The sequence below is a fragment of the Rhodococcus sp. Leaf247 genome (genome assembly GCF_001426185.1).
Lineage (GTDB): Bacteria > Actinomycetota > Actinomycetes > Mycobacteriales > Mycobacteriaceae > Rhodococcoides.
In genome coordinates this window covers 1,353,395-1,368,371 of the sequence record NZ_LMRP01000001.1, presented here as the reverse complement: position 1 = coordinate 1,368,371, position 14,977 = coordinate 1,353,395, and the positions used below count along the sequence as shown (strand labels likewise).

Genomic DNA, 14,977 nt, shown 5'->3' with positions numbered 1-14,977 from the left:
ACGATGTCTACTGCAACAGAAACGTCACCGAACTCGACCACACCGGCCGAGGCCGCGACGGCTCGCGTCACCACGTACGTCAAGGCGTACAACGAAGGCGTCGCGCAAACCATGCGGGAGGACGAGAACGTCTTCGTCATCGGCGAGGACGTGGCCGGATACGGCGGCGTCTTCCACATGTACGACGGACTTCTCGACGAGTTCGGGCCGCGGCGCATGGTCGACACCCCGATCGCCGAGATGGGTCTCATCGGTCTCGGCGTCGGCGCCGCAGCGCGAGGGCTGCGTCCCGTCGTCGACATCATGTTCATGGACTTCCTGGCCGTCGCCCTCGACCAAGTGGTGAACCAGGCCGCCAAGATGAAGTTCATGTACGGCGGCGAGGTCAAGGTCCCGATGGTCATCGCGGTCGCCTACGGCGCCGGAGTGAGCGCGGGTGCGCAACATTCGCAGTCGCTCGAAGCCTGGCTGGCCCACACCCCGGGGCTCAAGGTGCTGATGCCGTCCAACGCGTACGACGCCAAGGGCTTGATGGTCTCGGCCGTTCGCGACGACAATCCCGTCGTGTTCATGCTCAACAAGGTCCTCCTCGGAGCGCGAGCCGAGGTGCCCGAGGAGATCTACTCGATCCCCATCGGTCAGGCCGCGATTCCGCGCGAAGGTGACGACGTCACCATCGTCGCCTTCGGCCGCATGGTCACCGAAGCGCTGAAGGCTGCCGACATCCTCGCCGAATCCGGAGTGTCGGTGGAGGTGGTCGACCCGAGGTCGGTGCAGCCTCTCGACACGGCCACCATCGTGAAATCGGCGTCCAAGACCAACCGCATTCTGGTTGTGCACGAGGCAGTCACGTTCGGTGGCATCGGCGCCGAAGTGGCCGCGCAGATCCAGGAAGAAGCGTTCGACTACCTCGACGCACCGGTCCTGCGCATCGGCGCTCCCTTCACCCCCGTGCCGTTCAGCACCCCGCTCGAAAAGGCCTACGTGCCCGACGCAGACCGCATCGTCGCCGGAGCGCGCCGCCTGCTCGAAAGGAACTGACGCAATGGCTCAGCAGATCGTGCTGCCGAAGCTGGGTCTGACGATGCAGGAAGGCGTCATCGGCGAATGGCTGGCCGAGCCGGGCCAGCGCATCGGTCTCGGCGACGTGCTCCTGCGTCTCGAGACCGACAAGGTCGAGGTCGACGTGGAAGCCGAAGCCGAAGGCATCCTCGCCACCACCGCGAAGGCCGGCGACGTACTGCCGGTCGGCGCGGTGATCGGGTGGCTCCTCGGTGAGGGGGAGCAGGCACCGAACGGTGTCGACGCTCCTGTGTCGGTGGACGCGGTCCTTGACGATGTGGCTTCTGCGGCCGCCCCGACGGCTGCGCCGGTATCCGGCGACGGGACGCGACTCAAGTCGTCGCCGAACGCCCGCCGCGTCGCTGCGGCGTCGAACGTCGATCTGGCTGCGATACGCGGCACCGGCCCCGGTGGGCGCATCGTGTCCGAAGATGTCGAGGAGTTCCTCGCTGCGACTCCGGCACCCGCGATGGCGGCCGAAGTCGAGAAGCCCAGTGAATCGGCCGGCCAGTTCGTCGGGCCGTTGGTCCGTCGCCGGGCCACCGAACTCGGCGTGGACCTGACCCGGCTCGTCGGTACCGGAATCGGCGGCCGCGTCACGAAGGCCGATGTCGAGAATGCCGCTACGCCACAGGCCGGTTCGACTGCGCCGACGCCGACGCCCGCCCGGGTCACCGGCCCACAGCCCGGTGACGTCATCCCGCTCTCGGGAATGCGCGGCGCTATAGCCCGCAACATGGTCGACAGCCTGCACACGATGGCCCAGCTGACGCACGGCTACGAAGTGGATGTGACCGCTCTCGTCGCCGTCCGCGCGCAACTCAAGGGCGAGGGCTCCGCGTCGAAGCCGCCCAGCCTCAACGATTTCGTGGTCAAGGCCGCAGCCCTTGCGCTGCAGCAGCATCCGTTGCTGAACGCCGGAATCGCCGATGACAAGGTGACACTGTTCGAGGAGATCAACATCGGGGTCGCGGTCGCTGTCGACGGTGGACTCGTCGTTCCCGTGGTCCGCGATGCCGACGCTCTGTCGCTCACCGCGATCGCCACCCGCACCAACGCGGTGGCGACGGCGGCTCGGACTGGAAAACTGGCACTGAACGACATGGAGGGCGCGACGTTCTCGGTCAGCACGCTCGGTGCGTACGGCGTCGACTTCTTCACTCCGGTGGTCAATCCGGGCAACGTCGCCATTCTCGGCGTCGGCCGGGTCAAGGACGGATTCCGCTGGGAGGGTGACACTCCGGTGAAGACACAGGTCATGACGCTTTCACTGACGTTCGATCACCGAGCGGTGGACGGGGCTCCCGCAGCGGAGTACCTGCGCACCCTCGGCGAGATCCTCGCCCGACCACTGTCACTTCTGGCCGGGTAGCGCGCAGAATGCACGCCGTCGACGACACGCTGTTCGGGCAACTCGATCCACCGGTGCTGGCCGGAAGCGCCTGCGACGATTGCGAAGTCGTGGCGTTTCCACCGGCAGCACGGTGCCCGGGATGTGCCGGGGCGGCGGTGTCGCGGCGGCCGCTGCCGACTCGAGGAACGGTCTGGACCTGGACCACACAGGCTTTCGCGCCGAAGCCCCCCTTCGACGTGCCGGCGTCGGGGTTCGAGCCGTTCGTCGTCGGTTACGTCGACCTCGGCGGGGTTCTCGTCGAATCGCGCATCGTCGGGACGGTCGCGATCGGGGACGACGTCGAACTGCGTTTGCTCCCGGTCGGAGACGCCGAGGTCACGTTCGCGTTCGGGAAGGTGACCTCGTGAGTTCGGACGACGTCTACATCGTCGGCGCCGGAATGCACGCGTTCGGTCGGCACGACGGGGTCTCGGGCATGGACATGGGCGAGCACGCGCTGCGTGCCGCACTGGCCGACGCCGGAATTGCGTGGTCCGACGTCGATGCCGCGGTCGGCGGCAGCAACGTCTCCGGCAAGCCCGATTCGCTGGTCTCGCGTCTCGGGCTGACCGGCATCCCGTTCACGACTGTCAAGAACGGTTGCGCCACAGGCGGAGTCGCCCTGGCGACGGCCACCGACATGCTCACCGCCCGGCGAGCGAACGTAGTGGCGGTGGTCGGTTTCGACAAGCACCCGCGTGGCGCATTCGCCTCCGACCCCGCCGCGTACGGTCTGGACCCCTGGTACGCCCGGACCGGCATGATGGTCACCACCCAGTACTTCGCGATGAAGACGCGCCGATACTTTCACGAGCACGGCCTCGACGAGTCCGTACTGGCGGATGTCTCCGAGCGAGCCTTCGCCAACGGAGCAGCACATCCGATGGCGTGGCGGCGAAAGGAACTCACCGCCGAGCAGGTGCTGTCGTCCGCCATGGTGAACGATCCGCTCACCCAGTACATGTTCTGCTCGCCTGGTGAGGGCGGGGTCGCTCTCGTGCTGGCGCGGGGAGATCGCGCACACGACATGTGCGACAAACCGATTCGGCTGGCTGCGGTGGAGGTGCGAACCCGACGGTTCGGATCCTTCGAGGTGTTCTCACCGTGGCTTGCTCCCGACCCGACTCGCAGTCCGAGCATCGATGCCGCCGCGGCGGCGTTCGCCGCGGCCGGCCTCCGTCCCGCCGACGTCCACGTCGCGCAGTTGCAGGACACCGATTCCGGGTCCGAGATCATTCACATGGCGGAAACGGGTCTGTGCGAGCACGGCGAACAGGCGAAGTTGCTCCAATCGGGAGCGACCCGCTTCGACGGCAGCATGCCGATCAACACCGACGGCGGCTGCCTGGCCGGCGGAGAACCGATCGGCGCATCCGGGTTACGGCAGGTGCACGAGGTCGTCCGGCAATTGCAGGGCCGCGCCGAAGGCAATCAGGTGCCCGGTGGCCCGACGGTCGGCTTCACCCACGTGTACGGCGCTCCCGGGCTGTCGGCTTGCACGGTGTTGACGGCGTGACGACGAAAGGATCATTGTGACAACGGGTCTCGGTACCATCCCCGAGCTGGCCGACTTCCAGGCCGAGGTCCGGTCGTGGCTGGGCTCGATCCTCCCGCCCCGACCTGAGCCCTCACCGCAGGATCGGCCCGACCTCGCCGTCTTCCGCAATCTGTCCGACGAGGACGAGACGGCGTTGCTCGACGCCGTCCGGCACTATCGCAGGCAACGCTTCGACGCCGGCTACGGCGCGGTGACCCTGTCCGTGGAACACGGTGGACGCGGACTGCCTGCCTCCTTCGCGTCGGCCATCGCGCAGGCCGAGCGTGAGTTCGACGTGCCGCCGTCCACCGAACTCATCAGCGTCACAACCGGTCTCGTCGGACCCGCGGTGGCGATGTTCGGCTCCGACGATCAGCGGCGCACCTACGCGAACCCGTTGCTCCGCACCGACCTCCTCGCCTGCCAACTGTTCAGCGAGCCCGGCGCCGGATCCGATCTGGCCGCACTCGGGTGCCGGGGCGTGCGCGACGGTGACGACTGGGTGATCGACGGGCAGAAGGTGTGGTCGTCGGGTGCACGCTTCGCCGACCTCGGGATGCTCCTGGCCCGCACCGATCCGGACGCACCGAAACACAAGGGCATCACCGCGTTTCTGATTCCCCTCGACCTCGCGGGGGTCGACATCCGGCCGATTCGGCAGATGAGCGGAGGATCGTCGTTCAACGAGGTGTTTCTGCACGAGGTCCGGGTGCCGGACAGCATGCGTCTCGGCGAGGTGGGCCAAGGGTGGAAGGTCGCGGGTGCCACGCTGGCGTTCGAGCGCACCGCCTCCGGGTCGGTGACCCGGAAGAAGGGCGGCTCGGTGGCCGAATTGATCTCGCTGGCGCAGTCTCTCGGTGTCGCGAACGATCCGTTGGTGCGTCAGAACATCGCGGACGTGTACATCCGATCGGAACTGCGGGCGGCCACCGCGGACCGGGTGGCCCGCGCTGCTGCCGCGGGTGTGTCTCCGGGGCCGGCGGCATCGGTCGGCAAACTCATGGCGTCGGACGTCCTGGGCAAGATCGGTGAAATCGCGGCGGATCTGCTGGGTACCGAGATCACCGCCGCGGTCGACGACGACCGCTTCGCGTGGACCGAACATCTGCTGGGAAGCCCGGGTTACCGACTTGCAGGTGGTACCGATCAGATCCAGCGCAACGTCATCGGCGAGCGGGTGCTCGGGTTGCCGCCTGAGCCGCGGGAGAACCGCGACCAGCCGTGGTCTCAGCGCGACAAGCGCTGAACGCCCTCACCAGGCGAGAGAAGTGGCGAGCCGTTCCCGGTGGAACGCGGCCCCGCCGAAGAGCTGAGCGTCGGCGCGGGCCCGTCGGAAGTACAGGTGGCAGTGATGTTCCCACGTGAAGCCGATACCGCCGTGGAGTTGTACGGCCTCGGCGCTCACGGTCCGGTAGGCGTCCGAACACCACGCCTGCGCCACCGCGCCGGCCTCGGTGAGATCGGTGGCCTCGATCGCGCGAACGACTGCCGATCGGCTGGACTCCACGAGAACCAGCATGTCGGCGAGCGTGTGCTTGACGGCTTGGAAGCTGCCGATGGCTCGCCCGAATTGACGGCGTTCCTTCGCGTATGCGGCCGTGCGGTCGAGGCTCACCTGAGCGCCACCGAGTTGCTCGGCAGCCAGCACGATGCAGGCCACGTCGAGAGCGGGATCGACTGCGGCCGAGGCGCTTCCGCCGACCGTCAGCCGGCGGGCCGGCGTGTCCGACAGGGTGAGCGCGGCCTGCGCCCGCGACAGGTCGAGTGTTCGCAGCGGCGTGATAGCGGGTTCGGTTGCGGCGGCGTCCACGACGAAGATGTCTGGACCGTCCGAGGTGTGGGCGACGGCCACCAGCCACCGAGCATCGGCGGCGCCGAGGACAGCCGGCGCGTGGCCGGTCAACGACCACCCGGTTGTCGTCTCGGTGGCGGTGAAGATCTCGTGGTCGGGTGACCACCATCCGCGCCTGTCGAGTCCCGCGAACGCGGCGGGCCGACCTTCGGCGATGTCCGTGATCACGTCGTCGGCACCGCCGGCGTGGACGAGCACCTGTGCGGTGAGGACCGTCGAGAGGAACGGGATCGGAAGCAGCGCGGCGCCCAGTTCTTCGGCGACCACGGCGAGCTCGGCCAAACCACCGAGGCCGCCGCATGATTCGGGCAATCCCAGGCTGCTGACCCCGATCTGTCCCGCCATGACCGACCAGGCGCCGGCGTCCCAGCCGGCGCCGGCTGGATCGAGCGAGCGGCACAGGTCGGGTCCGCCGAGATCGGCCGCCGCGGCTCGCACGGATGCCCGCAAGTAGTCCAGCTCGGAATTCACGTCGTCTGCTTCTCCAGCGTGGCGTGCGCGGCCGCCAGGCGGGCCACGGGAACACGCCTGGGGGAGCACGACACGTAATGCAGCCCGACCGAATTCAGGAACGAGATCGATTCCGGGTCGCCGCCGTGTTCACCGCAGACGCCCAGCTTCACGTCGGGTCGCACGGTGCGCGCACTGTCCGCGGCCAGGGAGACCAGGGCACCGACTCCGTCGCGATCGAGCACCGCGAAGGGGCTGTCGGTCAGCAGTCCGTGCTCGAGGTAGTGCGCGAGCATCGTCTTCTCGACGTCGTCTCGGGAGAACCCGTACGTCAGCTGGGTCAGGTCGTTGGTGCCGAACGAGAGGAACTGCGCCTCGGCGGCCAACGTAGCGGCGAGCAGCGCTGCCCGCGGGGTCTCGATCATGCTGCCGACGAGGTAGGGAACCGTGACACCGGTGTCGGCGGCGACGGTAGCGGCAGCACGGTGCACCTGGGCGATGGCTTCGGTGAGTTCACCCGGAAGGGATACCAGCGGGATCATCACTTCGAGTGCAGGCGTGAGTCCTTCGGCGTTCACCGTGACCCATGCGCGGAACAGCGCTTCGGCCTGCGCGGGATACAGCCGCTTCTGCACCATGGCGAACCGCACACCACGAAGTCCCAGCATCGGGTTGGATTCGTGGGTGGCAGCTGCCCGTTCGGCCTGGGCGTCGTCTCGGTAGTGCCCGTCAGGTGGCAGGAACTCGTGCAGCGGTGCGTCGAGCAGACGGACGGTGATGGGCCGATTCCCCACGACGCGAAGCAGATCGGTGAAGTCCGACTGCTGGGCCGCCGTCAGCGCCGCGATCGCGTCGATCTCCTCGGCTTCGCTGTCGGCGAGAACGAGTCGTTGCACCAGCGGCAGCTGATCACCCATGAACTGGTGCTCGGTGCGGCACAGTCCGATTCCCTCGGCGCCGAGCCGGAACGCCGTTGCTGCGTCCTCGGCGTTGTCGGCGTTGGTGCGCACGCCCAGTTCGCGAATCTCGTCGGCCCATCCGAGCAGCACCTCGAGTTCCGGCGATGGTTCCGCGGGCCGGATCGGTACGGCGCCCACGTAGACGTCGCCGGTTCGGCCGTTGACGGAGACTGTGTCACCCTCGGACAGGGTGATGCCGTCGGACGTCACGGTGGCGGCGTCGAGGTCGATTCGCAGCGTCGTCGCGCCGCAGACGGCCGGTCGGCCGGCGCCGCGGGCAACGACGGCGGCATGCGACGCCAGTCCACCGTTGGAGGTGATCACCGCAGTGGCGGCGAGCAGAGCGGGGACGTCCGCCGGGCTGGTCTCGGACGCGACGAGGATGACGTCCTTGCCTTCGGCTGCGAGTCGCAGGGCCCGCTCGCTCGACAACGCGATCTCGCCGATGGCTGCACCCGGCGACGCGGGAAGCCCGTGCGCGAGCAGCTGTTCGCGGCCGGTGAGCGTGAGCTGGGCGTGGAGGAGGTCCTGCATCAGGTCGGGTTCGAGCATGCGAACGGCCTCGCTGCGTCCGATCGATTGACCGGTGGCCAGGTCGACGGCCAGATTGGTGACCGCGCGCGGGCCGGGGTGCTCGAGCGGACCGGCGCTGAGCAGTGCGAGTTGGCGGTCGCGGACCTCGAACTCCACCTCCGCGACGGCACGAAGATGAGGTTCGAGCGTGGCGAAGATCTGATCGAGAATCTGCACGCCACCGGGGGTGTGCGTGAGTGGGGCGCCCGGACCGGGGTTGGGATCGGCCCGGCGAACACCGAGGTGAAAGACGCCATGGGGTGCGTACTTGCCGGTCTCCAGGTCACGGCTTATCGCGGATCCGTACCCGGATTCGTCCCAGGAGCCGAGGCGCAGGGCGCGAACGTGCAGGGCGATTCCCAGGTCACCGGGCAGGGACAGGGCTTTGCGCGCACGCTGTCCACGGGGAGAGGCCCAACGGGCGAGCATGGCTTTGGCTGCCAGACCGAGTTGCTCGGCCGGTTCCGTGGGAAACGTTGCACCGGTGGACTTCTCGATAAGTTCGAGCAGAGCGGGAACTCGGGTGCGGCTGTCGGGGTGGTCGTCGTCGAGGTCGTCCAGATCGTCGGTGTCGATCTCGAGAGCGCCCTCCGCGACGAACCGGAGGTTCGCCGCCCAGGAGTCGTAGATGTCGCGCTCTCGTCCGATCACCTCGACCAGAGCGTCGATGTTGCGGCTCGACAGACCGATGGCCGAGATGGCCGGCGGCAGGGCCGACACCGGGACAGGGGCGCTGCAGCGCAGATGCATCAACATGGGCCGCCGCTCGGTGCGGACCTCGGGCCAGATCCCGCGTACGGCCAGCTTTTCGAGCAGGTCGATTGCCAGAGAGGCGGTCTCGCGGTTCTCGAGTCCGGCACCGGAACCGATCGGGACGGTCAATCCCGGTACCACGGGAAGTCCGAGTGCCACCAGGTTGTCCATCTCGACACCGTGTACACCCAGCACGTCGGCGCCGAGTCCGCGAGCACGGCCTTGACCGTAAGGTACCGCCGTCCGCGTGGACGCGTGGATGACGTTGTCGGACACGGTCATTCTGCGCTACCGGATACGAGCTTCTCCTCGAGGGCCTCGTCCTGCGCCCGTGTCATACCCAGCATCATCAGCACGTGCTGATGCAGCCACATCCAGACGGTGTGGTAGCCGTCCGTCAGGGGCGATGTCAGAGATGCGGTGTCGCCGCTGTCGAAGCGTTCGAGGGCGCCGATCAGCCGCTCGCGGTAGTCGAGGAGCGGGGCGCACTGCTTGCCCGTCCGGCGCAGCATCTTGGTCACGTCGGTGTGAATGTCTTCGAGCTGATCGCGGATCTTGGCGTCGTACTGGGCGTCCGAGTGATCGTTCGCGGAGCCGTCGGGACGGCACTGCCAAGCGGTGCACAGTTCGCGGAGGCGACGGTTGACCGGAAGAAAGACGTGGAGCAGGTCGGTGACGGCCTTGGCCTCGTCGCCGCCCTCGGGAAGGCGAACCTGCGCGCCGGCGTTGGCGATACCGGCCTGCGTCGGCATGACGACGGGGCCCTTGGCGACGGCGTCTCCGGCGTCGACCACGGCCTGGAGTTCGGGCGTGATCGGGCCACGGACCATGCCCTTGACCACGAGATCGACCAATTCGCTCGTGACGACGGTCGGCGCGGACGTGTTGGTCGCGAGGTCGTTCATGGTGCTCCTCGAATTCTCCGGTCCCTGTCTGGGACGGTCATCGGCAAGTGATGCGGCGCTTGCCGTCGGTAGGACTGTGACGGTGCTCATAACCTACCCAATTAGTAGTGGATGTCAAGAAACGAACCACTAACTATGTACAGACTTGATTGCGCTACTTACTTGACAATCAGTCCTCTAAGATCGCTATGGTGATTGTGATGGCCGCCACTCGGCCGCGCAGCAGAAGAAGTGAGGCCTCGAATGGACGACCGGCACGAGCTCTACATCGGCGGCAAGTGGGTTCCGTCGTCGGGCGACGGAACGATCGACGTGCTGGAGGCCGCGACGGGACAGCTGCTGGCCCGGGTGCCCGCGGGCACCGAATCCGATGTCGACGACGCGGTCGCCGCAGCACGTGCCGCCTTCGGCGAGTGGTCGCAGTCGTCGATCGCCGACCGCGTGACGGCGCTGCGGCAGATCGCCGACGGGCTGGTCGATCGGGAAGCCGAACTCGCCGAGATCATGGCGCGCGAGGTCGGCACGCCGATCGCGCGGTCCCGCACCGTGCAGGTCGGTCTGGGCGTGACCATCTTCCGGTCGATGGCGGACATCCTCGAGAACACGTCCCTGGAGGAACGCCGCGGTACGTCGCTGATCATCAAGGTCGGAATCGGGGTCGTCGGCGCGATCACGCCGTGGAACTACCCGCTGTACCAACTTGCGGCCAAGGTGGCACCCGCTATCGCCGCCGGCTGCACCACGGTGGTCAAGCCCAGTAGCGTCGCGCCGCTGGCGGCGTTCGTCGTCGCGGAGATCGCCGACACCACCGCACTGCCGCCGGGCGTTTTGAACATCGTCTCCGGAGCGGGCGGCCGGGTGGGCGAGAGATTGGCCGGTCATCCGGACGTCGACCTGGTCAGCCTCACCGGTTCGACCTCGGCCGGCGCCCGCGTCGGACAAGTAGCTGCAGCCGGAATCAAGAAAGTGACCTTGGAACTCGGCGGAAAGTCTGCGTTCATCGTCGCTCCCGACGCCGATCTGGACGCCGCGATCACCGCAGCCGTTCGGGGGTGCTACATCAACAACGGCCAGACCTGCACCGCCACCACACGATTGCTGGTTCCCGCCGATCGGATCGACGAGGTCGAGCAGAAGCTGGTGGAACTCGTGGGGTCGCAGACGGTCGGCGACCCCCTCGACGAGTCGGTGGACATCGGGCCGATGGCGTCGCAGGAACAGCAGCAGTCCGTGCTGAAACATCTGGCCGAGGTGCCGGCGGGCGCGGTCTTCCTGGTCGGTGGACCCGGCGAGGTCGACGACCTCGACGAGCGACTGCAGTCCGGCTTCTTCGTCCGTCCGACCGTCGTCTCCCGCGTGGACAACAAGTCCGCTATCGCTCGCGAAGAGGTGTTCGGTCCCGTCCTCGCCGTGCTCACCTACGACGGCATCGACGACGCGGTCGACATCGCGAACGACTCCGACTACGGACTCTCCGGAGCCGTGTTCGCCGGCGACGACGACACTGCGATCGCCATTGCTCGCCGGTTGCGCACCGGCCAGGTCTCGATCAACGGTGGCCGCTTCAACGCGTCCGCACCGTTCGGTGGCTTCAAGAAGTCGGGAATCGGCCGTGAGCTCGGACCCGACGGACTCGACGAGTACTTCGAGACGGTCTCCCTGCAGCTGCCCGCGAAGGCGAAGTGACATGAGCGTCGACGATCATCAGGAGATCACGAAGCTGATGGCCCGATTCGCGCGCGGAATCGATCTGCGGGACTGGGACATGTACCGGTCGGTGTTCACCGACGACATCGAGATCGATTACACGAGCTACCGCGCGGGCAACGGTGGTCCCTTCAAGGCGGACGACTGGGTGCAGCGGGGACGGATGCTCTTTCCGGGACTCGCTGCGTCGCAGCACTTTCTGTCCAATCTGGACATCACCGTCGACGGAGACAGCGGAACGGTCATCTCCTACGTGCGCGCGGAGCACGTGCTCCCCAACACGGCCGGCGACGCGATGTTCACCATCGGCGGCTACTACACCGATTCGCTCCGACGGGTCGACGGTGAGTGGAAGATTTGCAAGAAACAACTGACGGTGCTGTGGAACTCGGGTAACCCGCAGATCCTGGCCATGGCCCGCGAACGTGCCGCCGCGTTGCTCGCGGACGCCTGACCGGTCCGGCGCCGACCGCGATCACAGGTCGCGAACCGGGTCGACTCCGTCCCAGTTGGTGGCTGCGTCGGCGACGCGACGGTACAACGCCAGAATGCTCGGTCGCGGTTCGTAGATCTCGACGAGATGTCCGAGCTCCGCTCGGGCGTCGTGGAACGCGAAGGCGTTTCCGTTAGGGGTGGTCGCCGAAAACAGTGCGGGCCAGCCGCTCTCGTCGAAGATGCGTTGCTGTTCGCTGAACGAGGCCACCATGATCGCGACATGGTGGACGCAGTGTCGTGCCGTCGTGGTCTCCGCGAACGCCGGGGGAGTTGCCGTGTGGGTTTGCACCAGTTCGATCTGGGTGCGCCCCCACTGGCCGTAGGCCGAGGTGTGGTCGAACGCTCCGGGGTTGTGCCGGACGAAGAACGGCCCGGCTCCGGTACGGGCGGAGAAGTCTGCGGCCGCCGCCCGCGCGTCGTCGACCATGTACGCGATCTGTACGACGCTGCCCAGCTGATACTCGCTCACGGACTTCCTTTCGGTGACGTTCGCTAACTACGCGTCGACTATAGATACAGCCGAGGGCCGACTCTCGACTTCAGCGTCCCTGGCGCTCGCTCTGTTCTCCCTATTTATGCACTTGAGCGCACAATACGAACTTTCGCGGAATGCTGGACTTATCCATGTACATAGTTGAGTATGACCTAGGTAACAACAGCAGGATTCAAGTTACTCACCTCACGTAGGTAGGATTTCATGACAGATGCGCTGAGCATCAGCGGTCTCTCGAAGACCTTCGGCGGCCATCGGGCACTCGACGACGTCGAACTTCTCCTCGCACCCGGCGAGATCCGCGGACTGGTCGGGCAGAACGGGTGTGGCAAGTCCACTCTCATCAAAGTGCTTGCCGGCTATCACGATCCCGACGATGGCGCATCGATCGCGGTCGGCGGTGACGAGCTGCATCTCGGAATTCCGGGTAGCGGCGAGGCCGCCGGTCTTCGCTTCGTTCACCAGGAACTCGGACTGGTCGAAAGCCTCGACGTGGTGGACAACCTCGCTCTCGGGCACGGATACAAGACCACCGCCATCGGCACCATCGACTTCAAGGCAGAACGCGCTCGGGCCAAGACGGCTCTCGCGGAGCTCGGTGTCGATCTCGACCTGAAGAAGCTTGCCGGGGCGTTGACCATGAGCGAACGCACCATGCTCGCCATCGCCCGTGCGGTCCAGGATCACTCCGGTGGAGCCCGCGTTCTGGTACTCGACGAACCCACCGCCAATCTCCCTGCCGCGGAGGCAGTCCGGCTGTTCGACCTGGTCCGTCGAATCCGCGACCGCGGGGTTGCCGTGCTGTTCGTCTCGCATCACCTGAACGAGATCTTCTCCCTCTGCGACAGCGTGACGGTCATGCGAGACGGCAAGATCGTGACCACCCGCCCACTCGAGGGTCTCGACGAATCCGGTCTCGTCGAGCTGATGATCGGCCGCCGCGTCGAGGAGTTCCTGGCCGAGCCGGAAGAAACCACGGACTCCGCCGGCGACCCCGTTCTGCAGATCGTCGAGTTGTCTTGTGGTGCAGTCGAAGACCTCAGTTTCTCGATTCGTTCCGGTGAAGTTCTCGGCATCGCCGGTATCACCGGATCCGGTCGAGAACAGATAGTGCCCGCGCTCTTCGGCGCGGAGAGTCGCGGCGGCGCGATCACCGTGGACGGGAAGACCGTCGAACAGGGTCGACCGGATCTGGCGATGTCGGCGGGTATCGGTTGCGTGCCGGCCGAGCGCCTGTCCAACGCAGCGTTCGCCGCAGCGTCGCTGCGCGAGAACGTGTCGGTCGCCGATCCGTGGGGGTTCGCCAAAGGTGGTCTCGTGCGCGTCAAGCGCGAGAAATCCGATGTGGCGCACTGGCTCGAACGTCTCGGAGTCCGGCCCACGGGCGACACCGAACGACATCTGAGCACCCTCAGCGGCGGCAACCAGCAGAAGGTCGTGCTGGCCCGGTGGCTCAGACGCAATCCCCGAGTGCTGTTGCTCGACGAACCCACTCAGGGTGTCGACATCGGCGCGAAGGCCGACATCCATGCTCTGGTCGACTCCGCAGCTCAGGCCGGCGCAGCGGTGCTGGTGGTGTCCACCGACCACGGCGAGCTCACCCGTCTGTGCGACCGGGTGATCGTGCTGTCGGTCGGCCGTGTCGTCGACGAATTCTCGCGGCCCCGGATCGACCCGGACCGGCTGACCGCCTCGACATTGAAGAAACCTGCTCCCGCCGTGACCCTCGCCGGCACTCGGACTCGGTGAAAGGATCACCATGACAACCCAATCCCACGAAGAAGCGGCGGCCGCGCCTGCGAGCCCACCACCGGGTGGAAGCGACGGCGCGGGTACCCGAACCAAGGGCCGCAAGCTCTCGCTCGGACTCGATCGCTTCAGCGGTCTGTACGTATGGGTCGCCATCATCGTGCTGTTCGCGATCTGGATTCCCGACACCTTCATGACCCAGGGCAACTTCCGCATCGTCGCCGGTGATCAGGCGATCACCGCCATGTTGGCCATCGGCCTGATCGTGCCGCTGGCCGCGGGCGTGTTCGACCTTTCCATCGCCGGCGTCATGGGGTTCTCGGTCGCGATGGTGTCCTACCAACTCTCGCAGGGCATCAGCACGCCCATCGCCATCGTCACCACCCTGCTGTGCGGCGCGCTGATCGGCGCCGTCAACGGCTTCGTGGTGGTGAAACTGCATGTCGACTCGTTCATCGCGACGCTCGGTATGTCGAGCATCCTGCTGGCCGGAACGTACTGGGTGACCGACGGAAAGCAGATCACCGAGGGCTTCACCGACGGCTTCCTCGACATGGGCAGCAAGCCCTTCCTCGGCCTGCCACTGCCGTTCTTCTACATGATCGCCGTCGCCGCGGTGATGTACGTCCTGCTCGAGAAGACGCCGCTGGGCCGCTACCTGTATGCCACGGGCGGCAATCGTCAGGCCGCCCGTCTCGCCGGCCTGCGTGTCGAACGCATCATGTTCGGCGCCTTGATGACATCGGCAACCATCGCCGCGCTCACCGGGGTGGTGCTGGCGGCCAAGCTGGGCACCGCCGCGCCCGACATCGGGCCGTCGTACCTTCTTCCCGCCTTCTCGGCCGTGTTCCTCGGCTCCACCCAGATCCGTGCCGGACGCGTCAACGTGCTCGGCACGCTGATCGCCATCTACCTCCTCGCCACCGGTGTGAAGGGCCTGCAACTGGCCGGCGCACCCAGCTACGTCAACGACCTCTTCAACGGACTCGCCCTCATCATCGCCGTCGCGCTCGCCGCGCGGACCGCTCGTCGCAATTAGTTCTTCGAAA

Annotated in this window: 13 protein-coding genes; 9 read left to right on the top strand and 4 right to left on the bottom strand. The window is 66.8% G+C overall.

The features are described 5' to 3' along the window. The first annotated feature begins 3 nt into the window (after nucleotides 1-3). The 5 genes from ASG64_RS21855 to ASG64_RS06465 are packed head-to-tail and all read left to right on the top strand — an operon-like array spanning nucleotide 4 to nucleotide 5,238. On the top strand, nucleotides 4-1,041 hold the full coding sequence (locus ASG64_RS21855; RefSeq protein WP_056071233.1) for an alpha-ketoacid dehydrogenase subunit beta: 1,038 nt from the start codon (nucleotides 4-6) through the stop codon (nucleotides 1,039-1,041). Nucleotides 1,042-1,045: 4 nt separating this feature from the next. Continuing rightward, entirely contained in the window at nucleotides 1,046-2,434 is a 1,389-nt protein-coding gene (locus ASG64_RS06480) for a dihydrolipoamide acetyltransferase family protein (RefSeq protein ID WP_056071230.1), read from the top strand. Between the two features lie 8 nt (nucleotides 2,435-2,442). Then, nucleotides 2,443-2,823, top strand: coding sequence for a Zn-ribbon domain-containing OB-fold protein (locus ASG64_RS06475; protein WP_056071225.1), 381 nt, complete (start codon nucleotides 2,443-2,445; stop codon nucleotides 2,821-2,823). Continuing rightward, nucleotides 2,820-3,971, top strand: a complete 1,152-nt coding sequence (locus ASG64_RS06470) for a thiolase family protein (protein ID WP_082518142.1) — start codon at nucleotides 2,820-2,822, stop codon at nucleotides 3,969-3,971. The genes ASG64_RS06475 and ASG64_RS06470 overlap by 4 nt, the downstream gene beginning before the upstream one ends. A 16-nt stretch (nucleotides 3,972-3,987) precedes the next feature. Then, complete coding sequence (locus tag ASG64_RS06465; RefSeq protein WP_056071221.1) at nucleotides 3,988-5,238, top strand: acyl-CoA dehydrogenase family protein; 1,251 nt, start codon at nucleotides 3,988-3,990, stop codon at nucleotides 5,236-5,238. 6 nt (nucleotides 5,239-5,244) lie between these two features. On the opposite strand, the gene ASG64_RS06460 is transcribed toward ASG64_RS06465, so the two are convergent. From ASG64_RS06460 to ASG64_RS06450, 3 genes are read right to left on the bottom strand one after another with little or no spacing between them, the layout of a single operon-like run. Continuing rightward, on the bottom strand, nucleotides 5,245-6,315 hold the full coding sequence (locus tag ASG64_RS06460) for an acyl-CoA dehydrogenase family protein (protein WP_056071218.1): 1,071 nt from the start codon (nucleotides 6,313-6,315) through the stop codon (nucleotides 5,245-5,247). Beyond that, nucleotides 6,312-8,861 carry a putative PEP-binding protein gene (locus ASG64_RS06455; RefSeq protein WP_056071216.1) on the bottom strand — a complete coding sequence of 850 codons (2,550 nt, stop codon included), beginning with the start codon at nucleotides 8,859-8,861 and terminating at the stop codon, nucleotides 6,312-6,314. The genes ASG64_RS06460 and ASG64_RS06455 overlap by 4 nt, the downstream gene beginning before the upstream one ends. Continuing rightward, nucleotides 8,858-9,484, bottom strand: coding sequence for a hypothetical protein (locus ASG64_RS06450; protein ID WP_056071213.1), 627 nt, complete (start codon nucleotides 9,482-9,484; stop codon nucleotides 8,858-8,860). The genes ASG64_RS06455 and ASG64_RS06450 overlap by 4 nt, the downstream gene beginning before the upstream one ends. A gap of 243 nt (nucleotides 9,485-9,727) precedes the next feature. Here ASG64_RS06450 and ASG64_RS06445 point away from each other — a divergent pair, with 243 nt between their 5' ends. Beyond that, nucleotides 9,728-11,170, top strand: a complete 1,443-nt coding sequence (locus ASG64_RS06445; RefSeq protein WP_056071210.1) for an aldehyde dehydrogenase family protein — start codon at nucleotides 9,728-9,730, stop codon at nucleotides 11,168-11,170. Between the two features lies 1 nt (nucleotide 11,171). Next, a complete protein-coding gene (locus ASG64_RS06440) occupies nucleotides 11,172-11,645 on the top strand; it encodes a nuclear transport factor 2 family protein (RefSeq protein WP_056071207.1) in 474 nt (157 codons plus the stop codon). A gap of 21 nt (nucleotides 11,646-11,666) precedes the next feature. Here ASG64_RS06440 and ASG64_RS06435 read toward each other — a convergent pair whose 3' ends face one another. After that, on the bottom strand, nucleotides 11,667-12,155 hold the full coding sequence (locus tag ASG64_RS06435) for a VOC family protein (RefSeq protein WP_056071202.1): 489 nt from the start codon (nucleotides 12,153-12,155) through the stop codon (nucleotides 11,667-11,669). Nucleotides 12,156-12,383: 228 nt separating this feature from the next. Here ASG64_RS06435 and ASG64_RS06430 point away from each other — a divergent pair, with 228 nt between their 5' ends. Continuing rightward, nucleotides 12,384-13,928, top strand: a complete 1,545-nt coding sequence (locus ASG64_RS06430; protein WP_056071199.1) for a sugar ABC transporter ATP-binding protein — start codon at nucleotides 12,384-12,386, stop codon at nucleotides 13,926-13,928. A gap of 10 nt (nucleotides 13,929-13,938) precedes the next feature. Continuing rightward, nucleotides 13,939-14,967, top strand: coding sequence for an ABC transporter permease (locus ASG64_RS06425; RefSeq protein WP_056071196.1), 1,029 nt, complete (start codon nucleotides 13,939-13,941; stop codon nucleotides 14,965-14,967). Nucleotides 14,968-14,977: the final 10 nt, after the last annotated feature.